The sequence below is a fragment of the Actinomycetospora succinea genome, assembly GCF_004363095.1.
Lineage (GTDB): Bacteria > Actinomycetota > Actinomycetes > Mycobacteriales > Pseudonocardiaceae > Actinomycetospora > Actinomycetospora succinea.
Genome location: NZ_SNYO01000016.1, coordinates 12,037 through 34,238 on the forward strand (window position 1 = coordinate 12,037; position 22,202 = coordinate 34,238).

At 73.1% G+C, this 22,202-nt stretch carries 20 protein-coding genes and 2 tRNA genes; 8 read left to right on the forward strand and 14 right to left on the reverse strand.

Translation table 11 applies throughout. The features are described 5' to 3' along the window. Positions 1-85: 85 nt before the first annotated feature. Both EV188_RS30560 and EV188_RS30565 read right to left on the reverse strand, forming a co-directional pair. Positions 86-742, reverse strand: coding sequence for a class F sortase (locus tag EV188_RS30560; RefSeq protein WP_133830127.1), 657 nt, complete (start codon positions 740-742; stop codon positions 86-88). 77 nt (positions 743-819) lie between these two features. Next, positions 820-1,587: a hypothetical protein gene (locus tag EV188_RS30565; RefSeq protein ID WP_243742121.1), complete on the reverse strand. Its 768-nt coding sequence runs from the start codon at positions 1,585-1,587 to the stop codon at positions 820-822. Between the two features lie 187 nt (positions 1,588-1,774). Here EV188_RS30565 and EV188_RS30570 point away from each other — a divergent pair, with 187 nt between their 5' ends. Beyond that, on the forward strand, positions 1,775-1,966 hold the full coding sequence (locus EV188_RS30570; RefSeq protein ID WP_133830129.1) for a hypothetical protein: 192 nt from the start codon (positions 1,775-1,777) through the stop codon (positions 1,964-1,966). Between the two features lie 56 nt (positions 1,967-2,022). On the opposite strand, the gene EV188_RS30575 is transcribed toward EV188_RS30570, so the two are convergent. The 7 genes from EV188_RS30575 to EV188_RS30605 form a co-directional block, all read right to left on the reverse strand. Continuing rightward, the gene (locus tag EV188_RS30575; protein WP_133830130.1) at positions 2,023-2,889 is read right to left on the reverse strand and encodes a cytochrome c biogenesis CcdA family protein; all 867 of its coding nucleotides are present in this window, start codon (positions 2,887-2,889) and stop codon (positions 2,023-2,025) included. Between the two features lies 1 nt (position 2,890). Continuing rightward, positions 2,891-3,637, reverse strand: a complete 747-nt coding sequence (locus EV188_RS30580; RefSeq protein WP_133830131.1) for a DsbA family protein — start codon at positions 3,635-3,637, stop codon at positions 2,891-2,893. Positions 3,638-4,079: 442 nt separating this feature from the next. Next, positions 4,080-4,152 (reverse strand) — tRNA-Lys (locus EV188_RS30585). Between the two features lie 63 nt (positions 4,153-4,215). Continuing rightward, positions 4,216-4,288 (reverse strand) — tRNA-His (locus tag EV188_RS30590). An 80-nt stretch (positions 4,289-4,368) separates the two neighbouring features. Next, positions 4,369-6,915 carry a winged helix-turn-helix domain-containing protein gene (locus EV188_RS30595; protein ID WP_133830132.1) on the reverse strand — a complete coding sequence of 849 codons (2,547 nt, stop codon included), beginning with the start codon at positions 6,913-6,915 and terminating at the stop codon, positions 4,369-4,371. Between the two features lie 96 nt (positions 6,916-7,011). Beyond that, complete coding sequence (locus EV188_RS30600) at positions 7,012-8,100, reverse strand: AI-2E family transporter (RefSeq protein WP_133830133.1); 1,089 nt, start codon at positions 8,098-8,100, stop codon at positions 7,012-7,014. Continuing rightward, positions 8,097-8,324, reverse strand: a complete 228-nt coding sequence (locus tag EV188_RS30605; RefSeq protein ID WP_133830134.1) for a hypothetical protein — start codon at positions 8,322-8,324, stop codon at positions 8,097-8,099. Before EV188_RS30605 ends, EV188_RS30600 begins: the two co-directional genes overlap by 4 nt. A gap of 225 nt (positions 8,325-8,549) precedes the next feature. Between EV188_RS30605 and EV188_RS30610 the strand changes: the two genes are divergently transcribed. From EV188_RS30610 to EV188_RS30640, 7 genes are read left to right on the forward strand one after another with little or no spacing between them, the layout of a single operon-like run. Next, complete coding sequence (locus EV188_RS30610) at positions 8,550-10,211, forward strand: SulP family inorganic anion transporter (protein WP_133830135.1); 1,662 nt, start codon at positions 8,550-8,552, stop codon at positions 10,209-10,211. A 10-nt stretch (positions 10,212-10,221) separates the two neighbouring features. Continuing rightward, positions 10,222-10,464: a LapA family protein gene (locus EV188_RS30615; RefSeq protein ID WP_133830136.1), complete on the forward strand. Its 243-nt coding sequence runs from the start codon at positions 10,222-10,224 to the stop codon at positions 10,462-10,464. A 5-nt stretch (positions 10,465-10,469) separates the two neighbouring features. Beyond that, a complete protein-coding gene (locus EV188_RS30620; RefSeq protein ID WP_133830137.1) occupies positions 10,470-11,147 on the forward strand; it encodes a GAP family protein in 678 nt (225 codons plus the stop codon). Between the two features lie 56 nt (positions 11,148-11,203). Next, positions 11,204-12,610, forward strand: coding sequence for a DUF1254 domain-containing protein (locus tag EV188_RS30625; protein ID WP_208114438.1), 1,407 nt, complete (start codon positions 11,204-11,206; stop codon positions 12,608-12,610). A 25-nt stretch (positions 12,611-12,635) separates the two neighbouring features. Next, positions 12,636-14,162, forward strand: coding sequence for an arylsulfatase (locus EV188_RS30630; RefSeq protein WP_133830138.1), 1,527 nt, complete (start codon positions 12,636-12,638; stop codon positions 14,160-14,162). 2 nt (positions 14,163-14,164) lie between these two features. Then, positions 14,165-15,070, forward strand: coding sequence for an HAD family hydrolase (locus EV188_RS30635; protein ID WP_133830139.1), 906 nt, complete (start codon positions 14,165-14,167; stop codon positions 15,068-15,070). Further along, complete coding sequence (locus EV188_RS30640) at positions 15,063-15,896, forward strand: formylglycine-generating enzyme family protein (RefSeq protein ID WP_243742122.1); 834 nt, start codon at positions 15,063-15,065, stop codon at positions 15,894-15,896. Before EV188_RS30635 ends, EV188_RS30640 begins: the two co-directional genes overlap by 8 nt. On the opposite strand, the gene orn is transcribed toward EV188_RS30640, so the two are convergent. Genes orn through EV188_RS30665 form a run of 5 tightly spaced genes read right to left on the reverse strand, consistent with a single transcriptional unit; the run spans position 15,872 to position 22,192 of the window. Continuing rightward, positions 15,872-16,546 carry an oligoribonuclease gene (orn, locus tag EV188_RS30645; RefSeq protein WP_133830140.1) on the reverse strand — a complete coding sequence of 225 codons (675 nt, stop codon included), beginning with the start codon at positions 16,544-16,546 and terminating at the stop codon, positions 15,872-15,874. The genes EV188_RS30640 and orn overlap by 25 nt on opposite strands. A 10-nt stretch (positions 16,547-16,556) precedes the next feature. After that, entirely contained in the window at positions 16,557-18,026 is a 1,470-nt protein-coding gene (locus EV188_RS30650; protein WP_133830141.1) for a PH domain-containing protein, read from the reverse strand. Further along, positions 18,023-18,529, reverse strand: coding sequence for a PH domain-containing protein (locus EV188_RS30655; protein WP_133830142.1), 507 nt, complete (start codon positions 18,527-18,529; stop codon positions 18,023-18,025). Before EV188_RS30655 ends, EV188_RS30650 begins: the two co-directional genes overlap by 4 nt. 19 nt (positions 18,530-18,548) lie before the next feature. Next, positions 18,549-20,174, reverse strand: a complete 1,626-nt coding sequence (locus EV188_RS30660) for an AMP-binding protein (protein ID WP_133830143.1) — start codon at positions 20,172-20,174, stop codon at positions 18,549-18,551. After that, a complete protein-coding gene (locus EV188_RS30665; protein WP_133830144.1) occupies positions 20,171-22,192 on the reverse strand; it encodes an SDR family oxidoreductase in 2,022 nt (673 codons plus the stop codon). The genes EV188_RS30660 and EV188_RS30665 overlap by 4 nt, the downstream gene beginning before the upstream one ends. Positions 22,193-22,202: the final 10 nt, after the last annotated feature.

The window sequence follows — 22,202 nt, forward strand, 5'->3', positions numbered from 1 at the left end:
CACGGGCACCTTCGTTCGGCCACTCGGAGGTGGATCGACCCGCGCTGCCGCCGTTCGTCGTTCCCGTCGCGCGGGCGCGCACGGGTCAGGGCACGAGCCGGGCGAAGACGACGGTGTTGTCCTCGTAGGAGCGCTCGGCGGCGTCGAAGGGGCCGCTGCACGTGATCAGACGGAGCTCAGGCCCGGCGGTGTCGCCGTAGACCTCGAGGCGCGGGAAGGCGTCCTTGGGGACGCGGCGGACGCTGCCGACCTCGAAGGCACGCACGGAGCGGTCCGCGACCGTCACGGTGACCCGGTCGCCGGGACGCAGGCGGCCGAGGTCGTAGAACACCGAGGGCCCGTCGGCTGCGGAGTCGACGTGACCGATGATCACCGAGGGGCCGACGCGGCCGGGGGTGGGGGAGCCGCGGTACCAGGCCGCCTGGTCGTACTGCGGCCCCGGCGCCGGGACCTCCAGGGTGCCGTCGGGGTTCAGGCCGACATCGTTGACCGGGGTGGAGACCCCGATGGCCGGGATGTCGAGGGAGATGGGCGCGGCCCCGGACGCGGGGCGCTGGCGCAGGTCCGGGGAGGGCGTGGCGCCCTCCGCGGTCCCGGGCGCCGGGCCGGGACCGGCCGAGACGGCGGTGGCGTTCTCCGTCGCCGGCGGGCCGGACGGCGCGACGAGCCCGACGGCCGCGAGCACCAAGCCGAGACCGGCGAGGGCGACCGCGAGGGCGGTCAGCAGCGGGCGTCGACGCACCGTGGTTCCTTCCCGAGAGACGCGGCCGCCCCACCCCGCACGAACACCGGGTGGGACGGCCGACAGGTCGTGACAGGTCAGCGCCGGGCTGCTCCGCGACGTCGGGCCGCCAGCACCGTGCCGCCGGCGGCCAGCAGGGCCAGCCCGCCGGCCGCGATCAGTGCGGTGTCCGGGCCGCCGGCGGTGGAGCCGCCGCCGGTCTCAACGCCGCCCTGCGGCATGTCGGGCATCTGCCCGGGCAGGTTGACCACGATCGTGGCGATGCCGATGGTCAGCCCTCCCTGGATCGCGTCGGTGGAGAAGGCCTGGTTCAGCGCCGACGCCGCACCGTCGTTGAGCCGCACGGTCGTGCCGGTCAGGGTGGCCGTGCCGGCGTCCATGTCGGTCTGGATCGGCTGCAGGGTGGAGCCGTCGAGGTCGAACAGGACGGTCGACTCGGCGACGGTCTCGCCGTTGGCGGTGACCTTGCCCGAGAGGGTGGCCGGGTTGCCCGGGTCGACCACGAAGTCGGTGAGCTCGACCTCGGTGTCGCCCTTGGTCAGGCTCAGCCCGCTGCCCTCGTGCTCGATGCGGCCCTGAACGTAGGGGTCGACAGCACCGGGCTCGTAGACGGTGACGTTGCCGCCGGTGATCGGGAACCGGGCGCTGCCGTCGGAGATGGTGGCGTCGCCGACGGTGCCGGGGGTCACCTCGAGCGACTGCAGCGCGTCGGTGAAACCGGAGTCCAGTCGGACCGAGGTCGACTGGCCGGTCAGGTCGGGAATGGTGGCGATCGGTTCGGCTGCCAAGGCCGCGCCCGCGCCGAGCCCGGTCAACGCCAGTGCGGCGGCTCCCGAGACCAGCAATCCGGCAATCCTTCGCGGAGCTCGCATGAACAGGAACCTCTCTTCTGTGAGAATGGCCCCCGACTCGATGTCGAACGCCGTCTTCGTCCCGGTCTCCGTTCACTGTCCGAGTTCGGTTCGGCACCGACCGGAATCCAACTGGAACTTCACCTGCCCTTCACGTCGAGCAGGTACACGACGTGGGGGAGTGCCCGACGGCGAGCCGGCCTGCCTGGTGCTGATGGCGACGGGTCTGTTCGTTCTCCAGGCGGGTACCGGGGCACCGGTTCTCTGGTTGATTCTCGTTGCCGTTGTTTCTGTCTTTCTCGGAGAGCGCTTCGATGCGGCGGCCACGGCGCCGTATCCCGTCTCCGAACCGGACGACCACCATCGGCTCTGACGCCGGCAGCGGTGTCAGCGGCAGATGGTGGCCGAGTGACACCTGGCCGGATCAGGTCACGAGCCTTGCCGGTCGTGCTGTGGCGTGTCGGGAGATCGGCGGCTCGGGGCCCGCCGGCGGGTGAGGGTCCACGTGACCGTCGCGACGACTGCCGCGGCGGCGAGGCCGAGCAGGGCGAGGTCGGGGACGTCGCCGGCGATCGACACGACGGCGTTCTCGACGCCGGCGGCGGTCGACGGGTCGGTGCCGACGAGTCCGGCGGTGCCGTCGACGAGCACGAACAGCACGCCGATGGCGACGAAGAGCAGCCCGGAGATCGTGGACGTGGTGTGCAGGTGCAGCGGCCCGAGCCGGTAGGCGCGCCCGCGCAGCCATCGACGGCGACCGAGGTCGAAGCGTTGCCACAGCGCGGCGAGCACGAACAGCGGCAGGGCCATCCCGGCGGCGTAGACGGCGAGCAGGGCCGCCCCGCGCAGGGCCTGCCCGCCGGCGGCGGCGACGGTCAGCACCGCGCCGAGGATGGGCCCGGAGCAGAAGCCCGCCAGGCCGTAGGCGGCGCCGAGACCGAGCGTCGCCAGCCAGGTCCCGCGCTGCGCCATCCGGGCCTGCAGGCGGGTGGCCGGGGCGAGGGCCCACCCGCCGCCGAGGATCTGGACGACGCCGAGCGCGACGATGACGACGCCCGCCGTCACCACGACGGTCGCGCGGTGCGCGGTCAGCAGCGAGGCGAGAGCCCCCGATCCGGCGCCGAGGGGGACGAGGACCACGACCAGCCCGAGCAGGAACACCCCGGTCCGGGCGACCAGCTCGGTGCGCCCGCCGACGGCGTAGGCGAAGAACGACGGCAGGAGCAGGGCGCTGCAGGGGCTGAGCAGGGCGAGCACGCCGCCGGCGAAGGCCGCGGCGTAGCCGATGTCGAGCATGTCAGCGGGCCCGCGCCAGCGCGGCGTCGATCGCCTGCTGGAAGGTGGCCCGAGGCTGCGCACCGAAGATCAGTTGGTCGCCGATGACGAAGCTGGGCACGCCGCCGACACCGAGCCGGGCGCCGAGCTGCTGGTCGGCCGTGACGTCCCGCGCGATCTGCGGGTCGGCGTAGTCGCGCGCGAACCGGGGGACGTCGAGGCCGAGCCGCCCGGCGGTCGCGTTCAGGGACGCGTCGGTGACGTCGCCGCGGTTCTCGGGTGCCTGGTCGCGGTAGAGCGCGCCGTGGAAGTCCCAGAAGCGGCCCTGCCGGCCGGCGGCGCGGGCGGCGCGGGCCTCGAGCACCGACTCCGGGCCCAGGTAGGCGTAGTCGTGCCATTCGATGCGGACCTGCCCGGAGTCGACGTACTGACGGATCAGCTCCGGTTCGGTGGTCGTCGCGAACAGACGGCAGAACGGGCACTGGAAGTCGCCCCATTCGGCGATCACGGCGGGCGCGTCCACCCGTCCCAGCGCGAGCGGGTCACCGTCCTCGCGGCGGGCCACGTCCCGTCGTGCCTGGGCCGTCGGGTCGGCGGCGGCCGGACCCGCGGCTGGGACGCCCGGATCGGACGGCGACCCGGAGGTCACGGTGACGATGGCGAGGACGGCGATCACGAGCAGGGCGGACGCCGCGGCGAGGACGACGCGGAGGCGGCGCCGGCCCTCCTCCGGCCTCGGATCCTCGGTTTGAGGGGGTGAGGAGCTCATGCCCGGGGTTCGCAACCGGCCGGGCGCGCGTTCGGACGGGGTGCTGTCGACACGAGGCTGCCCCGCGGGGTGTGATCAGCATCGAGTCGCGATGACCCACGCGCTGTACGGGAGATTGCCGGCGCACCCGGGCCCGGGGCACCCGCAGCACCCGTCCGGTGCGTGGACAGGCGGCCAGCTCGCGGCGCAGCGCGCCTCGTCCCTGCACGTAGATCGACTGGCATATCCGCCTCGTGAGAGACCCGCATCGACTCATTGTCGGGGAGTCGACCGGCAGCCGGTGCGCGCGTCTGGGGCGATGATCTCTCCGGCGAGCCGTTCGATCACGCACTCGCGCAGCCGAGGATTCGCGGCGAGTTTGGCGGTCGTGGGGCGGCGAGCCCGCCGTGAGATCTTCAGTCAGATCGAAAGTCGCTCCGTAGAGCTGTGGCCAGCGGAAAAGTGCGCCGTCAGGGACTCGAACCCCGAACCCAGTGATTAAGAGTCACTTGCTCTGCCCATTGAGCTAACGGCGCGTGATCGGAACCCTAGCAAAGCTTCGAGACCGATCTGACAGCGGGTCACCCCGCTGCCCTCCGGGTGAGTGACGGGACTTGAACCCGCGACACCTGGGATCACAACCCAGTGCTCTGCCAACTGAGCTACACCCACCATGGCAACCCTCCGGGTCTCCCCGGTGAGCCGTCGTCAAGCTTACAAGCCGGGTGCGAGGCGGTTGCGGCGGGGACACCTCACCGCTCGGCGGACTCCAGGAGGCCGACCTGACGAGCCCGGGTGACGGCTTCGCGGCGGTTGTCGACACCGAGCTTGTGGTAGATCGCGCGCTGGTGGGTCTTCACGGTGTTGATCGAGACCGCGAGGTCGTCGGCGATCTCCGAGGCGCTGCGCATGGTGGGCAGGCGCTCGAGGACGGCGCGCTCCCGTTCCGTCAGCAGTCGCACCGACTCGGCCGAAGCTGTCGCGAGCACCCGGTCGATCACCTCCCGATGCCCCGGGAACGACTCGTGCTGGGCGGCGACGAAGGCCCGCAGTGACGGCGCCATCGCCAGGAGCGGCCGCTGCGCGCCGAGACGGTCGGCGAGGGCGAACGCACAGGTGAGCCGGTGGTGCGCGGTGCTGTTCTCGTCGCGGGCCAGGGCGACCTCGGCGTCGAGCACGAGGGGCTCGAGGGCGCCGATCGCCGTCAGCGCCGGCACCTCGCCGGCCAGCAGCGGCGCCAGCAACGCACGCACCCGAGCGGGGTCCTGGCGCACCGCCCACTCCTGGCGCGCCTCCAAGAGCAGAGTCTCGGCGGAGCCGGGGAGACGGTCGCGAGTGGCGCGCACGACCTCCGCGGCCTCGTGCACCCGCCCGACCTGCAAGGCCGCCTCGTGCTCGAGCACCGCGGCGAGGGCGATCCGGAACGGCGGACGGGGCGCGCCGACGAGGCGCTCGTGACGCAACCGCCGCCAGCCGTGCAGCGGCGCGCCCGTGTCGCACTCCACGGCGGCCAGGACCAGCGGGAACTCGCCGGCGTCCGCGGGCGGCCCGGCCATCACCTGGGCCAGCGCGAGCGCCTCCCGCGCCCGCAGCAGCCACGACGTCCCGCCCCACCCGCGGGCCGTCGCCTCGGTGATCGCGGCCTGCGCGTGCCGGGCGCTCTCGCGGTGTCGGCCCGCGACCATGTGCGCCAGCGCCGCGGTGCTCTCGACCTGCACGCACAGGTAGGGCCAGTCGTGCTCGCCGATCTCCTCGCGCGCCCGGTCGAGGTCGGCGAGGGTCCGGTCGGGCGAGGCCGTGACCAGGCCGGTCGCGCGCGTGAGGTACGCGACGGCGCGCAGGGGGCGGCCCTCGGCGAGCTCGGGCGCGAGGGACTCGGCCACCTCGTGGGCCGTGTCCCCGTCGGCGTCGAGCAGCCGCACGGCCACGACGCGGCGGAACACCCCGAGGGTGGTGCTCGTGTCGTCGCGGAGCTCCTGCTCGGCGGCCGAGATCCGGGCGCGGCCGAGCTCGACGTCGCCGCGCTCCAGCGCCGCGAGCCCGAGCAGCAGCCCGACGTGGGGATCGTCGCCGGCGTGGGTGAGCTCCTCCGAGCGCTCGAGGACGGCGAACTCCCCGCACGCCATCAGCTCGACCGCGCGGGCCCGCAGCAGCGTCCGGGTGACGGCGACGTCGTGGGCCTCGCTGGCGCAGTGCAGCGCCTCGAGGTGCTGGCCGCGCGCGTCGTACCAGGTCGCGGCGCGCCGGTAGAGCTCGGCGAGGTGCTCGGGCCGGTGGCGACGTAGGCGGGCGCGGATATGCGAGCGCATGAGCTCGTGCAGGCGGTAGTGCTCCCGGTGACGGTCGGTGGGCGCCACCATGCCGCTGGTCGCCTCGAGACGCTCCAGCGCCGCGCCCACGTCGTCGCGCCCGGCGAGGACCGCGGCGAGCTCGACCGGCAGGGGAGACGTCACGCTCGCGACCTGCAGCACCTCGCGGTCGCTCGGGGGGAGCGCGTCCCACACCTCGCCGAAGAGGTAGTCGGCCACGGAGCGGTCGTCGCCCGCGAACTCGGCCACGAACCGCGCCGGGTCACCGGCCTGGCGCACCGACAGCGCGGCGAGGCGCAGCGCCGCCGCCCAGCCCTCGGTGCGGTCCACGAGCGTCGCGACCTGGTCGTCGTCGAGGGGCAGGCCTTCCTCGCGGAACAGCGCCACGGCCTCGCACGTCGAGAACACGAGCCGGTCGACGCGCAGCTGCCCGAGCCGGCCCTGCAGGAGCAGCCGGTCGAGCCCGACGGGCGGGTCGACGCGTGTGCCGAGGACGATCGTGAGGCGCGGCATCGGGTGGCGCAGCAGCTCCCGCAGCCCGTCGAGGGCCGGATGCCCGACGATCTCGTGGACGTCGTCGAGCACCAGGCGCAGGCGTCCCGGGATGGCGTCGAGCGCGTCCAGCGCAGCGCTGACGAACGCGCTCCGCACGGTGCTCGACGTCGTCGCCGTCCAGCTCGGACGCAGCCGCCGCAGCGGGTTGTCGGCGGGCACTGCGGTGCTGGCCCCGAGCGCGGCCAGCACCGACGACCACCAGGGCGCCTCGTCGCGGTCGGACGGGTCGAGCGTCACCCAGGCGGTCGGCAGCTCGGGGGTGGCATCGCACCAGTCGGCGATCGCGACGGTCTTGCCGTGACCCGCGGGCGCGCTGACCAGCACGACGCGCCCGAGCTCGACGGGCTCGGCGTCGTCGTCGAGGATCTTCCGGACGTCCGGCCGGTCGACGAGACGCGGCGGTGGGCGCGGGGCAGTGATCTTCGCTTGACGCACAGGTCCCACCGCCCTCCGCCCTACCGACGTTTGTACGGCGGTCGATGGAGATGACCAAGAGGATCTGTTCGAATTGGCCCGAGATCCGGTACACGTTCAGACGATCGGGCTACCGTCCGTGTCCGGAGCGGGGTCGTTCGAGCTTCCTTCGTGATCGCCGCGGCGCTCCGCCATCGCCTGCCGGATGACGACCTTGCCCGCCGCGGTCAGCGGGAGGGCGGTGATGGCGCCGAGCAACCCGCCGGAGAAGCCGCCCACGAGCACCGCCACGAACGCCGCCACGGGGGAGAGCTCGATCGCCTTCGAGAACACCCGCGGCGCGATGAGGTAGTTCTCGACGCCCTGGTAGATCATGAAGAACACGAGCGTGGCGACGGCCAGCCCGACACTCACGGACAGGGCGGCGAGGATCCCGACCAGCGACGCGAGGGTCGCCCCGATCTGGGGGATCGCGTCGAGCACCGCCACGACGATCCCGAGCAGCGCCGGGTAGGGCACCCCGGCGACCAGGAAGAACAGGAACGAGGCGACCCCGGCGATCGCGGAGACGATCAACTGGCCGGACACGTAGCCGCCGATCCGGCCCAGGGCCTGGTCGGCGGTGGCGATGCGGTCCTCCCGGACGAGCATCCGGTCGATCCCGGCGCGGATGCGGGGCATGGCGAGGGTGAAGTAGACGAGCAGCACGAGCACGGTGAGCGCCGAGAACACGCTGCCGAACACCACCCCGAGCACGCCGAAGACCGTCGTGATCGCCCCGGTGATCACGGGCCCGAGGCTGCCGAGCGCCTGCTGGAGCTGGTCGTGGTGCGCCGGGTCGCTCAGCGCCTGCCCGAAGGATCCGCCGGTGCGTTGCCCGAGCTGCGCGAGCAGCTGGGGGAGCTGCGCGGACAGGGCGCCGATCTCGCGCACCGCCGGCACGACGAGCACCGCGACGAGACCGGCGCCGACCAGCAGCAGGGCCAGGACGACCAGCACCAGCGCCAGGCCGCGGCGCAGGCCCTTCGCGACGCACCAGCGGATCGCGGGCTCGAGGCCGGTCGCGAGGAAGAAGCCGACGAACACGAGGATCAGGGCGCCGCGCGCCGCGTAGACGGCGAGGGCCACGAGGCCGACGACGAGCACCGTGGCGGTGATCGCCGCGACATCCCAGAGCGGGACGCGGCGCGGCACCGGTTCGCTCACCGGCCGTCCCCGTCGCGCGGAGCGGGCACGGTGCGGAACGACGTCACGCGCAGCCCCAGGTCCTGCAGTCGGGCGAGGACGCCGTGCAGGTGGGCGTCGTCGACGATCTCGCCGTACATCAGGGTCTCGGGGGGCGCCTCGCGGACCTCGAACTCCGCGAAGTCCCCGGAGACGTCCTCGGACACGCGGCCCTCGATGCGGAGTTCATAGCGGTCGGGGCTCATCGACGCCTCCTGTCCGTCGGCACGGGCGGCCCGACCGGGTCACCGTCGCGTCGCGGACGGAGGTACGTCGTCATCCGTGGCGGATGAGCCGCGGCCGGACGGACCGTCTCCCCGACGGCGGCTCCGGGGACCGGGCGCGATCCTGCTTCACCCCCGCCGCATGAGGCCCGACACCGGGCACGACGACCAAGCTCGCCCGCACCGACGTCCCCGGGAGCGTGGTCGATGCCCGCTGTCCTCGCGCCGTCGCTGCGTGGCTACCGCCGGGCGTGGCTGCGCGGTGACCTCGTGGCCGGGGCGACCGTGTGGGCGGTCCTCGTCCCGGAGTCGCTGGCCTACGCCACGATCGCCGGGGTCCCGCCGGCCGTCGGCCTCTACGCCGCCGTGCCCGCGCTCGTGCTGTACGCGCTGGTCGGCAGCTCGCGGCACCTGATCGTCGGTCCGATGGCTGCGACGGCCGCGCTGTCGGCCGGGGTGATCGGCGACCTCGGGGTGACCGGTCCCGACGCCGTGGCGATGACCACCGCGCTCGCGATCACCGTCGGGCTCATCGCGGTCGTCGCGGGCGCCTTCCGCCTGGGCTTCCTCGCCTCGTTCATCTCCGAGCCGGTGCTCAAGGGGTTCATCATCGGGCTGGCGCTGACCATCGCGGTCGGGCAGGTGCCGAAGCTCCTCGGGATCGAGAAGGGCGACGGCGACTTCTTCGCGCAGCTCTGGTACGTCGTCACGCACCTCGGGGACACCCAGCTGCTCGCGCTGGTGGTCGGCGCCGCCGTCCTCGCGATCGTGCTGGGCCTGCGCCGGTGGCTGCCCGTCGTGCCGGGCTCGCTGGTCGCCGTGGCCTTGGCGATCGCGGCCGTGTGGGTGCTGGGGCTCGACGCCCACGGGCTCGACGTCGTCGGCCCCGTGCCGTCCGGGCTCCCGCCGCTGGGCCTGCCCGACGTGCCCGTGAGCAGCTACCTCGACCTCGCGAGCGGGGCCGTCGGCGTCGCGCTCGTCGGTTTCGCCGAGGGTCTCGGGGCGGCGAAGACCTACGCGACCCGCGGCGGCTACCGCGTCGACGTCGACCGCGAGCTCGTCGGCCTCGGCGTGGCGAACCTCGGGGCAGGGCTGACGTCGGGGATGGTCGTCAACGGCAGCCTCTCCAAGACCGCGGTCAACGGGAGCGCCGGCGCGCGCAGCGAGGTCTCGGCGATCACCGCGGCCGTGCTCACCGTGCTGACGTTGCTGTTCCTGACCGGCCTGTTCGCCCTGCTCCCCGAACCGGCCCTCGCGGCGATCGTCATCGCCGCCGTCGTCGAGCTGATCGACATCCCGGCGCTGCGCGTGCTGTACCGGATGCGGGCCCGCTACCTGAGCGGGCCCGCCGCACGCGCCGACTTCACCGCCGCGGTCGCCGCGATGCTGGGCGTGCTGGTCTTCGACACGCTGCCCGGGCTCTTCATCGGCATCGGCATCTCGGTCCTGCTGCTGCTCTACCGCGCCTCGCGGCCGCACATCGCCGTGCTGGGCGAGGCGCAGCCCGGCCTCTGGGTCGACCGCGAGCGCCACGCCGACGCCGCCGTCACCCCGGGCGTCGCCGTGGTCCGCGTCGAGAGCGGCCTGTTCTTCGCCAACGCCGACCACGTCCGCGACGCGCTGGCCGCGCTCGCGACCGACGGGACCCACGCCGTCGTCCTCGACGCCCGCTCCGTCCCGACCATCGACGTCACCGCCGCGCGGATGCTGATCGAGCTCACGACGACGCTGCGCGCGCAGGGCGTGACGCTCGCGATCGCCCGCGACATCGGGCAGGTCCGTGACCTGCTGCGACTCACCGACGAGTCCGCGGCGACCGTGTTCCCGACCGTCGACGAGGCGGTCCTGTCACTCACGAAGGAACCCTGAGGAGCGAACCATGACCGACACCCCACCCCGCAACGCCGCCCGAGCGGCCGAGTCGACGCCCTTCTACCGCTCCCGCTGGTTCCTGCCGGTGGTCCTGGCCGTCCTCGTGATCATCTTCATCCTCGAGAACCGCGCCTTCGTGACCATCCGCCTGCTCATCCCCGTGGTCGTCATGCCGCAGTGGGCCGCGCTGACCATCACGCTGATCATCGGGCTGCTGATCGGCCTGATGCTGCGGCGCCGGAAGCGCTGACCGGCGTGGACGCCGCGATCGGGGCGGTGCTGCCGCTGGGCATCGGTGTCGCGCTGAGCCCGGTGCCGATCATCGCGGTGGTGCTCATGCTGGCCACTCCGCGAGGACGGGTGAACGGGCCGGCGTTTCTCGCCGGGTGGATCGTGGGCCTGGCCGCGGCCGGGACGATCGTGCTGCTGGTCTCGGCAGGCGCCGGCGCGTCCGACGGGCCGTCGCAGCCCGCCACGTGGGTGGACGTGGTCAAGATCGTGCTGGGTCTCGGCCTGCTGGTGCTGGCCCTCCGACAGTGGCGCGGCCGTCCCCGCGGCGGCGAGGAGCCCGCGCTGCCGGGCTGGATGGCGACCATCGACACCTTCGGGCCGGGCAAGGCGGCCGGGCTCGGCGTGCTGCTCTCGGCGGTCAACCCCAAGAACCTGCTGCTGACGGTCGGGGCGGCCGCCGCCATCGCGCAGACCGGGGTCGGCGCCGGCGGTCAGGCCGTCGCCCTCGCCGTGTTCGTCGTGCTCGGCACCCTCGGCCCCGGCCTGCCCGTCGCGATCGACGTGGCGCTCGGCGCGCGCAGCGCGCACGTGCTCGACGGCCTGCGGCGGTGGATGTCCGCGCACAACACGGCGATCATGACCGTCCTGCTGCTCGTCATCGGGCTCAAGCTCGTCGGCGACGGGATCGCCGGGCTGGCGTGACGGCTCATCCGCGGCGGATGAGGACCCGCACGGTGCCCGCCCGCGACGGTGGGTCCATGGCTGATCTCGAGCAGGCCCGCGCCACGATCGCCGTGCCCGACCGCGTGGACTCGCCGTTCGGCGAGCTGCGCTTCTTCGACGGCGTCCCGACGCAGGACTCGATCACCACGATCTACGACATGCTCGACCTGACGCGGGCGATCGAGGTCTACCTGAACACCGTGCCCGGGGCCTCGCTGGTGGCGATGCGCCGCGGCTTCCGCAGCATCGGCGTCGACGGCAACACCGTCCTCGGCTACACGGCGCCGCGCGCGAACTCGAGGTCGTTCGCGCTCACCCCGAACACCGAGACGACCTACGGCACCATGTTCCTCGACCTGCGCGACGGCCCGCTGGTCGTCGAGAACCCGCCGAACTCGCTGTGCGTCCTCGACGACTTCTGGTTCCGCTACGTCGCCGACCTCGGGATCGCCGGCCCCGACCGCGGCGCCGGCGGGAAGTACGTCCTGCTGCCGCCCGGGCACGACGGCCCCGAGCCGGACGGATACGTCGTGCTGCGCCCGCCCACGTTCACGAACTGGCTGGTCGTGCGGGCGCTCGGCGGGGTCGACGACATCACGAGGACGCGCGTCTATCCCCTGGAGAAGGCGGCCGACCCGCCCGCCATGACCTACATCGACATCGCGGTCCATCACTTCAACACCGTCCACGCCAACGACGCGTCGTTCTACGAGGAGATCGACACGCTGGTCCAGGAGGAGCCGCCCGAGGCCCTGGATCCGGAACGGGCCGGGCAGTGTGAGGCGATCGGCATCGTCCACGGTCGCCCGTTCGCCCCCGACGAGCGGATGCGCGGCATCCTCGAGCAGGGCGCGCGCCTCGCGGCCGCGGCGTCCCGTGCCCTGGTCTACGCGCCCCGCGACCCGGCTGCCCACCGCTATCCGGGCAGCAACTGGCTCGACCTCTTCCCCAGCGGCAGCTACGAGTTCCTCCGCGACCACGCCCGCCTGCTCGACGCGCGGGTCCAGTTCCACTACGTCGCCACCGTCATCACCCCGGCGATGGCGCACGCGCAGGTCGGCGCCGGGTCGGCCTACGTCTACACCGCGCAGGCGGCCGACGGCGCGTGGCTCGACGGCGGGCGCTCCTACCGGCTGCACCTGTCCGCCGGCATCCCGGCGAAGAACTTCTGGTCGGTCGACGTCTACGACACCCAGACCCGCTCCCTGCTCGAGACCGACGACCCCTACCCGTCGGTCATGAGCCTCGACGAGCGCGTCGCCGTGAACCCCGACGGCAGCGCCGACGTCTGGTTCGGCCCGACCGCCCCCGCGGGGCACGAGGCCAACTGGGTGCAGACCGTGCCCGGCAAGTCGTGGTTCACGATCCTGCGGCTCTACGGCCCGCTCGAGGGCTGGTTCGACAAGACGTGGCAGCCCGGCGAGATCGAGCCGACCCCGTGAGACAGCAGCAACCCGAGGAGGACCCATGCCCGGTGGCCAGCCGAACATCCTCGTCATCTGGGGTGACGACATCGGGATCACCAACCTGTCCTGCTACAGCGACGGGTTGATGGGCTACCGCACGCCGAACATCGACCGGATCGCGGACGAGGGCATGCGGTTCACCGACTCCTACGGCGAGCAGAGCTGCACGGCCGGGCGGGCGGCGTTCATCACCGGGCAGAGCGTCTACCGCACGGGCATGAGCAAGGTCGGGTTCCCCGGCATGGACGTCGGCCTGAACGCGGCCGACCCCACGATCGCGGAGCTGCTCAAGCCGCTCGGCTACGCCACCGGGCAGTTCGGCAAGAACCACCTCGGCGACCTCAACAAGTACCTGCCGACGGTGCACGGCTTCGACGAGTTCTTCGGCAACCTCTACCACCTCAACGCCGAGGAGGAGCCGGAGCTGCCGGACTACCCGGGCAAGGACGCGTACCCGCGGCTGCACGGGTTCCTGTACCCCCGCGGCGTCCTGCACTGCTGGGCGACCGAGGAGGACGACGACACCGTCGACCCCAAGTACGGGCGCGTCGGCAAGCAGCGGATCGAGGACACCGGCGCGCTGACCAAGAAGCGCATGGAGACCTGCGACGACGAGTTCACGACGGCGTGCGCTGGCTGGATCCGCAAGCAGCACGAAGCCGAGACGCCGTTCTTCTGCTGGATGAACATGACCCACATGCACCTCCGGACGCACACGAAGCCGGAGAGCCTCGGGCAGGCCGGCTTCTGGCAGTCGCCGTACCACGACACGATGATCGACCACGACCGCAACGTCGGGCAGCTGCTCGACCTGCTCGACGAGCTCGGCATCGCCGAGGACACGATCGTCATCTACTCGACCGACAACGGCCCTCACGCCAACACCTGGCCGGACGGGGCGACGACCCCGTTCCGCAGCGAGAAGGACACCAACTGGGAGGGCGCGTTCCGGGTCCCCGAGGTGATCCGCTGGCCCGGCCACATCCCGGCCGGGGTGGTCTCCAACGACATCGTCCAGCACCACGACTGGCTGCCGACGTTCCTGTCCGCGGCCGGCGACCCGGACATCGTGGAGAAGCTCAAGACCGGCCACCAGGGGTTCCGCGTCCACATCGACGGCTACGACCTGCTGCCCTACCTGACCGGCGAGGTCGAGCACTCGCCGCGGCGCGGGTTCGTGTACTTCTCCGACGACGGCGACGTGCTGGGCCTGCGCTTCGAGAACTGGAAGATCGTGTTCCAGGAGCAGCGCAAGGAGGGCACGCTCGGCATCTGGGCCGAGCCGTTCACCGTGCTGCGGGTGCCGAAGCTGTTCAACCTGCGCACCGACCCCTTCGAGCGGGCGGACGCCACGTCGAACACCTATTGGGACTGGTTCCTCGACCACGACTACATCGCGCTCTACGGCGGCGGGATCGTCACCGCGTTCCTGGAGACGTTCCGGGAGTTCCCGCCGCGCCAGGAGCCGGCCAGCTTCACGATCACCCACGCCGTGGAGAAGCTGCACAAGTTCCTGGCCAAGGACTGACGGTGCTGGACTCCTGGCGTGACGGGCCGGCGCGACGGGCGATCGAGGACTTCGTCCGCCGCACCACCGACCCCGCCTCGCCCGAGGTGATCCCCAGCGACGAACGGATCGTCGTCAGCGACAACGACGGCACGCTGTGGTGCGAGAAGCCGATGCCGATCCAGCTCGACTTCCTCGTCCGGCGCCTCGGCGTGCTGGCCACGGCCGACCCGTCGTTGCGTGACCAGCAGCCGTACCGGGCCGCCTACGAGCGGGACATCCGGTGGATGGGCACCGCGATGGTCAAGCACTACCGCGGCGACGACACCGACCTCGGCCTGCTCAAGGCGGCCGTGACCAGCGCGTTCGACGCCGTCGAGGTCGAGGAGTACGACCGCGCGGTGCGGGCGTTCTTCGCCGAGGCCGACCACCCGACGCTGGAGCGCCCGTACCGGACGTGCGGCTTCGCGCCGATGGTCGAGCTGCTGCGCTATCTCGAGGCGCACGACTTCACCGTCTACATCGCCTCGGGCGGCGACCGGGACTTCATGCGCCCGATCGCGCCGGAGCTCTACGGGGTGCCGCCGGAGCGGGTGATCGGCAGCGCGCTCGGGATCGACTATCGGGACGGGCAGCTGCTCTACCGCGCCGAGATGGACTTCTTCGACGACGGCCCGGAGAAGCCGGTGCGGATCTGGAGCCGGATCGGGCGGCGCCCGGTGATCGCGATCGGCAACGCCAACGGCGACCTGCCGATGCTCGAGTTCGCCGGCGGAGGACTCCCGGCGCTGCGGCTGGTCGTGCGCCACGACGACGCCGAGCGGGAGGCCGACGACTCCGGTGGCGCGGAGGACCTGCTGGCGCGCGCGGAGCAGGAAGGATGGACGGTCGTCAGCATGAAGGACGACTGGGAGAAGGTCTTTGACTGATCTGCGGTGGGTCCCCGCCCAGACGTTCACCATGGGCTCCGACCGCCACCACGCCGAGGAGGCGCCGGCGCGCCCGGCGAGCGTCGACGGGTTCTGGATCGAGCGGCACCCGGTGACCAACGCCCAGTTCGCGGCGTTCGTCCGCGACACCGGCTACCGGACCGTCGCCGAGCGCCCGCTCGACCCCGCCGACTTCCCGGGCGCCCCGCCGGAGAACCTGGTGCCGGGCTCGATGGTCTTCACCGGCACCCCGGGCCCGGTCGACCTGCGCCACCTCGCGCAGTGGTGGGCCTGGACGCCCGGCGCGCTGTGGCGCCGCCCCGAGGGGCGCGGGTCGTCGCTCGCCCAGCGCGCCGACCACCCCGTCGTGCACGTCGCCCACGAGGACGCCGCCGCGTACGCGACCTGGGCGGGGCGGGCGCTGCCGACCGAGACCGAGTGGGAGGCCGCCGCCCGCGGCGGGCTGGACGGCGCTGCGTACACGTGGGGCGACGAGCCGCGCGACGGCATGGCGAACCACTGGCACGGCGCGTTCCCGTGGCGTGCCGAGCGCGGCTACGGGGCGACGACGCCGGTCGGCACGTTCCCGCCCAACGGCTACGACCTCGTCGACATGGCCGGCAACGTCTGGGAGTGGACGGCCGACCGATGGGACGGGGCGGCCGAGCCGAGCCACGTCGTCAAGGGTGGCTCGTTCCTCTGCGCCGACGAGTACTGCTCGCGCTACCGCCCGGCCGCGCGCCGGCCCCAGCCCGTGGACACGGGCATGAGCCACCTCGGGTTCCGCTGCGTGGTGCGGGATCAGCTCCCGGGCGGCGGTGCCTGACCGCCGGCCGGGCCCTTCTCCGTGGCCTCGGCGGCGTTGACGCCCGCGCGGTCGTCGGCGACCACCGACGACGCCGCGGCCTGCGCCTCCTCGCTGCTCGGGCCCGGCATCGGCACGAACGCCGTGCGCCGGTAGTACTCGAGCTCGCGGATCGACTCGCGGACGTCGGCGAGCGCGCGGTGGGCGAGGCCCTTCTCGGGCTGCGCGTAGTAGATGCGCGGGTACCAGCGCCGGCACAGCTCCTTGATCGAGCTGACGTCGACCATCCGGTAGTGCAGGTAGCCGTCGAGCTCGGGCATGTCGCGGGCGATGAAGCCGCGGTCGGTGGCGATCGAGTTGCCGCACAGGGGCGCCGAGCGGCCCTCGGGCACGTGCTCGCGGATGTAGTCGAGGACCAGCTTCTCGGCCTCGGCCATCGTCACCGTCGAGCGGCGGACCTCGTCGGTCAGGCCCGACTTGGCGTGCATGTCGCGGACTACGTCCGGCATCGCCTCGAGCGCGGGGTCGGACGCGTGGATGACGACGTCGACACCCTCGCCGAACGGGACGAGGTCCGCGTCGGTCACCAGGGCCGCGATCTCGATCAGCGCGTCGTTCCGCAGGTCGAGCCCGGTCATCTCGCAGTCGATCCACACCAGACGGGCGTTCACCCGTCCGACCCTAACGGCGCGCGAGTCGCCCGGCCCCTCCACCGTCGATCACGAAGGGTGCCAGCAGGCCCGGCGTGACGTCGTCGACGAGATCGAGGGCGCGGGCGGCGTCGACGTCGAGCACCTCGTAGCGGCCCCGGCCCGCCGCGGTGACCGCGTGCAGCGTCACCAGGCCCGTCCGTCGCTGGGTGATCGTCTGGGTGAGCCGCCAGCCGATCACCCCGGCGCGGCGCAGCACGACGGTCCGGCGCACCCACGCGCCCTGGCGGGCGACGAGGTGGTCGCGGGTGAGCGCGTGGCCGAGCGACCGGACGCGGTCGAGCCCGAGCAGCGTGGCCCCGAGGAGCAGGAGCGGGACGACGATCCCGTCGGCGGGTGCCTGGGGCAGCGCGAGCAGGACGGCGGCGACGACGAGCGTCGGGCCCAGCGCGCGGGTCCAGCGGCGCACGATCGCGGCGCGCGGGTGACGCTCCAGCGGGGTGCGGGTCGCGTCGTCCTCGGGGACGCCGAGCACGCCCGCCGCCAGCCGGTGGGCCTCGCGACGCGGCATCGCCGGGCCGACCGCGCCGACGTGCTCGCCGGAGCCGTCGGAGTGCAGGCCCGTGGTCAGCGCGAGCGGGCGCGCGCCGCGGCCGAGGCGCAGCAGCAGCGGCTCGTCGACCTCGACGCCGCGCACCCTCCGGCCCTCCAGCGAGAGCGTGCGGCGGGTCAGCAGCCCGCGGCGCACGACGAGGCCGCCGTCGTCCGCGCGGGTGAGCCGGTAGCCCCACCAGCCCTCGACGAACACGACGGCCGCGCCGAGCACGGCGGTGACGACCAGCGCGGCGGCGCCCAGCCAGATCGGCGCCCGGCCCGCGGTCTCCTCGAGGACCTGGCGCCCGGGGCGGAACGAGAACTCCTCGGCGAGGCGGAGCAGGCCGAACCACACGGCGCCGACGACCGCGATCGCCGAGAACGTCAGCGGGGCGAAACGCACCCACGACCAGCGCAGACGGGCGAGCAGGGGTGCCTCGGCGGTGCCGGGTGCCGCCTCCCCGAGCAGCAGGGCCCGCAGGCGCTCGGCCTCGCCGCGGCCCACGGCGTCGAGGGTCAGCTCGGCGTCGTCGCCGCCCTCGCGGCGTCCCGTGCCGACCCGCACGACCGCGAGCCCGAAGAGCCGGTGCGCCGGGTTGGCGGTGAGGTCGGCGGTGCGGATGCGGTCGCGGTGCACGGCGTGGTGGTGGCGGCGCAGCAGGCCCGTGCGCAGCTCCACGCGGTCGGCGCCGATGCGGTAGGTCGTCGTGAACCAGCGCGAGATCCCGAACGCGAGCACCGCGGCGGCGAGCAGGAGCCCGCCCCAGAGCCGCCACCGGTCGTCGGCGGACCCGCCGGTGATCGCGATGACGAGCAGGACCGGCACCAGCTTCGCCAGGTCGACCACGGGGTGGACGACGAGCATGCGGCGGTCGAGGCGCTGCCAGTCCGGAACCGGCGTGCTCACGTCGCGTCCTCGCCGAGGTGCTCGGTCGCTCGCGTGAGGCGGTCGGCGAGGGTGACCGCGGCGTCGGCCTCCAGCCCGTCGATCGTCAGCGCCCCCGAGGACGACGCCGTCGTCACGGTCACCGACGACAGCCCCAGCAGGCGCTGCAGCGGGCCGCGGTCGGTGTCGACGGTCTGCACCCGCGAGATCGGGGCGATCCGCCACTCCAGGCGCAGCCAGCCCGAGAGCGTGTGGACGGCGTCGTCGGTGATCTCCCAGCGGTGCAGCGCGTAGCGCCAGCGCGGGACGACGAGCAGGTGGACGACGCCGACCACGACCGTCGCGGCGCCCGTGAGCAGCATCAGCTGGCCGTAGCGGGGGAACAGCAGCGCGACGACGACCTGGGGGACGAGCAGCGCGAGCGTGCCGAGCGCCGAGCGCAGCGCCCACCAGCGCCGGGCGCGCGGGCTCACGCGGTGCGCCGGCGCGCGCAGGCGCCGCTCGCCCGTCCCCGGCGTCGTCACCGGACCAGTCTGCCCAACATCAGGACGCCGAGGAGCCGAGCTCCTTCTTGAGGACCTTCCCGGTGTTGTTGCGCGGCAGCTCGTCGAGGAACTCCACGTCGCGCGGCGAGGCGAAGCGGGCGAGGTGGTTCTTGACGTGGTCGCGCACGCCGTCGGCGTCGACGGACGCGCCCGGCTCCAGGACGAGGTAGGCCGCGAGGCGCTGGCCGTACTCCTCGTCGTCGACGCCGACGACCGCCGCCTCCTTGACGCCCTGCATGTCGGCGAGCAGCCCCTCGACCTCGCCGGCGTGGATGTTCTCGCCGCCCGAGACGATCATGTCGTCGGCGCGGCCGGAGATGAACAGCAGGCCGTTGCGGTCGAAGTGCCCGAGGTCACCGGTGCCGAGCATGTCGTCGACGACCTCGGTCTCGCCGCGCCCGCCGGTGTAGCCGGTGAAGAGCATGTCGTTGCCGACGAAGATGCGCCCGGTCTCGCCGGCCGGGAGCTCCGCGTCGTCCTCACCGAGGATCTTCACGGTCGTCCCGACGGGCGGGCGGCCCGCGGTGCCGGGCTCGGAGCGCAGTTCTTCGGGCTTGGCGATCGAGGCCCAGGAGACCTCGGTGGAGCCGTAGAGCATGTAGAGCTTGTCGCCGAAGGTCTCGAGGAACGCGGTGACCTTCGCCGGGGGCATCGCCGAGCCGGTGGCGGTGACCGTGGCCAGCGCGGACGTGTCGTAGCGAGCCTTGACCTCGTCGTCGAGCTCGAGGATGCGCTGCAGCATCACCGGCACCGCGAACATCGCCGTGCACCGGTGCTGCGCGAGCTGGGCCAGCGCGTCCTCGGGGTCGAACTTGCGGCGCAGGATCAGCGTCGAGCCCATGAGCGACCCGATCTGGAACGCCGCGAAGCCCCACGTGTGGAACAGCGGCGCGGACACCAGCGCGGGCTCCTGGGCGGTCAGCGGGATGCGCGAGAGGATCGCGTTGACGACGCCGATGCCGTTGGGGGAGGGGCGCTCGGCGCCCTTCGGGGTGCCGGTGGTGCCCGAGGTCAGCACGATCGTCTTGCCCTGCGGCGGCCGCGTCGGCAGCGCCTGCGACCCGTCCGCCTCGATGAGCCCCTCGAGCGTGTCGTCGCCCCAGCACCCGACGCCCTCGGTCCAGGCGGTGATCCGCTTGACCTCGGCGGGCACCTCGTCGAGCCGGTCGGCGAGGTCGGAGTCGACGACGATCGTCGTGATCTCCTGCTCCTCGGCGACGGCCTTCATCTGCGCCGGCGACAGCCCGGTGTTGAGCAGGACGACGTCCGCGCCGACCTTGCTGACCGCGAGGATCGTCTCGATCGGCCCGCGGTGGTTGCGGCAGAGCACCGCGACCCGGCTGCCGGGGCCGACGCGGCGGTCGGCGAGGGCGCGGGCCAGCCGGTCGGTGCGCTCGTGGATCTCGCGGAACGTGACGGTGCCGCGGTCGTCGACCACCGCGACGCGCTCCGGGTGGCGCCACCGTCCGACGACGAACGCCGTGGTCGGTGTGAAGCCGTAGCGGTAGAGCGCCGTCGGGAACAGCGCGGCACGGTGCGGCGCCACCGGGGCGATGACGCCCGCTCCGGTCAGCAGCCGCAGCCCGGTGGCGAGCTCGGTCGGTGTGCCGAACGGGGTCTTCACCAGTGCACTCCAGGGAGAAGTCGGGCCATGGCCTGGGCGCCACGCGAGAGCGGGCCCGTGTCGAGCGTGCGTGCGTCGTCGTGGCTCGCCTGGTCACTACCCTCACGCGCCGCCGCTGACTCCGGGAACACGCGGTAGGCGACGTGCATGACACCGTCCTTGATCTGCGGCGTCAGCGCGCCCGCCACCGCGCCGAGCGTGCCCAGCAGCGTGCCGACGTGCTTGGGACGGTCGACCAGGGCGTGCATGACCTTGTCCGCCGCCTCCTCCGGGGAGTCGGTGGGGAAGGCGTCGTAGATGCGCGTCGGGGCGATCATGGGCGTGCGCACCAGCGGCATGTGCACCGTGGTGAACGTGACGCCCTCGCCCAGGGTCTCGGTGGCCACGATCGACGTCCACGCGTCGAGCGCCGCCTTGCTCGCGACGTAGGCGGAGAAGCGGGGCGGGCCGGTCTGGACGCCGATCGACGAGATGTTGACGACGTGGCCGAAGCGCCGCTCGAGCATGTGCGGGAGCAGGGCGAGCGTCAGCCGGACGGCGCCGAAGTAGTTGATCGACATGGTGCGCTCGAAGTCGTGGAAGCGCTCCAGCTCGAGGCGCACGCCGCGGCGGATCGACCGGCCGGCGTTGTTGACCAGCATGTCGATGCCGGTGTCGGGCCCGGAGTGGTCGTTCAGCATGGCCTTGACCAGCGCGTCGACCGACTCGGCGTCGGTGATGTCGCACGAGTACACCCAGGCCTGGCCGCCGTCGCGCTCGATCTCGCCCTTGACCAGCTCGAGCTCCTCGGTGCGCCGGGCCACCAGCAGCGGCACCCCGCCGGCCCGCGCGACCTTGAGCGCCGTCTCGCGCCCGATGCCCGACGAGGCGCCGGTGATGACGACCCGCCGGCCCTGCAGCGGGCCGCCCTCGCGGGAGCGGCGGTGGCGGTTGGGGTCGAGGTGCTCGCGCCACCACGCGACGAGGGCGGGGGCGTAGTCCTCGATCTCGGGGCTGCGCAGGCCGGACCCGGCGAGTGCCTGTTCCGTCTTCTCCGCGGTGAAGCGCGTCGGGAACGTGAGGTGCGGGAGGATCTCGGGCGGGATGTCGAGCTCGGCCAGCCCGATGTCGCGGGCGGCGGCGAGGGCGGGGACGGTCGAGGCGGCGTCGGTCGCCTTCTTGAGGAGCCCGCCGATCGCCTCCGGCATCGTCGCGAGCACCTTCGGGGCGCCCAGCGGGCCCGCGAGCGCGTTGTAGACCTCGGAGAGCGGCTGCGGGCGCGGGTGCACGAGGTGGAAGGCGCGGCCGTCGAGGCCCGGCTCGTGGACGAGGTGGACCATCGCGTCGGCGACGAAGTCGACCGGGACGACGTTGGTGGCGCCGAGCTCGGGGATGGCGAAGCGCAGTGCACTCGGCAGGCGGCCCAGCAGCGAGATGGCCGTGAGCAGGTAGTACGGGCCGTCGACCTTGTCCATCTCGCCGGTCTGCGAGTCGCCGACGACGACCGCGGGGCGGTAGACGCGCCACGGGGTGGTCGACTCCTCGCGGACGATGCGCTCGGCCTCGTACTTGGTGCGGTGGTACGGGTTGCCGAAGCGCTGGCCGACGTCGAGGTCGTCCTCGGTGAACGTGCCCTCGTACTCGCCGGCGACGGCGACGGAGGAGACGTGGTGGAGCGTTCCCGCGTTGATCTTCGCGGCGAGCTCGGTGATGCCGCGCGTGCCGTCGACGTTGGCGCCGTGGTTGGTGGCGTCGTCGGCGGTGATGTCGTAGACGGCGCCGAGGTGCAGGACGTGGTCGACGCGGTCGCGCAGCCCGTCGACCTCGGCGTCGTGCAGGCCCAGCCGGGGTGCCGTGAGGTCGCCGACGACGGGCACGACCTTGTCGTGGCCCTCCACGTCGGCGAGCCGGCGCAGCAGCCGGTCGCGCGAGCCCTCGCGCACGAGCGCGTAGACGGCCTCGCAGTCGTCGCGGGCGAGCAGGCGCGTGAGCACCGTGCGCCCCAGGAACCCGGTACCGCCGGTCACCAGATACCGCATGGCGCAGGAT

Excerpts from the sequence above, each read along its gene's own strand:
- EV188_RS30580 (WP_133830131.1), bottom strand. The coding sequence starts at position 3,637 with ATGAGCTCCTCACCCCCTCAAACCGAGGATCCGAGGCCGGAGGAGGGC.
- EV188_RS30665 (WP_133830144.1), bottom strand. The coding sequence starts at position 22,192 with ATGCGGTATCTGGTGACCGGCGGTACCGGGTTCCTGGGGCGCACGGTG.
- EV188_RS30605 (WP_133830134.1), bottom strand. The coding sequence starts at position 8,324 with ATGAGCCCCGACCGCTATGAACTCCGCATCGAGGGCCGCGTGTCCGAG.
- EV188_RS30615 (WP_133830136.1), top strand. The coding sequence starts at position 10,222 with ATGACCGACACCCCACCCCGCAACGCCGCCCGAGCGGCCGAGTCGACG.
- EV188_RS30610 (WP_133830135.1), top strand. The coding sequence starts at position 8,550 with ATGCCCGCTGTCCTCGCGCCGTCGCTGCGTGGCTACCGCCGGGCGTGG.
- EV188_RS30630 (WP_133830138.1), top strand. The coding sequence starts at position 12,636 with ATGCCCGGTGGCCAGCCGAACATCCTCGTCATCTGGGGTGACGACATC.
- EV188_RS30575 (WP_133830130.1), bottom strand. The coding sequence starts at position 2,889 with ATGCTCGACATCGGCTACGCCGCGGCCTTCGCCGGCGGCGTGCTCGCC.
- EV188_RS30625 (WP_208114438.1), top strand. The coding sequence starts at position 11,204 with ATGGCTGATCTCGAGCAGGCCCGCGCCACGATCGCCGTGCCCGACCGC.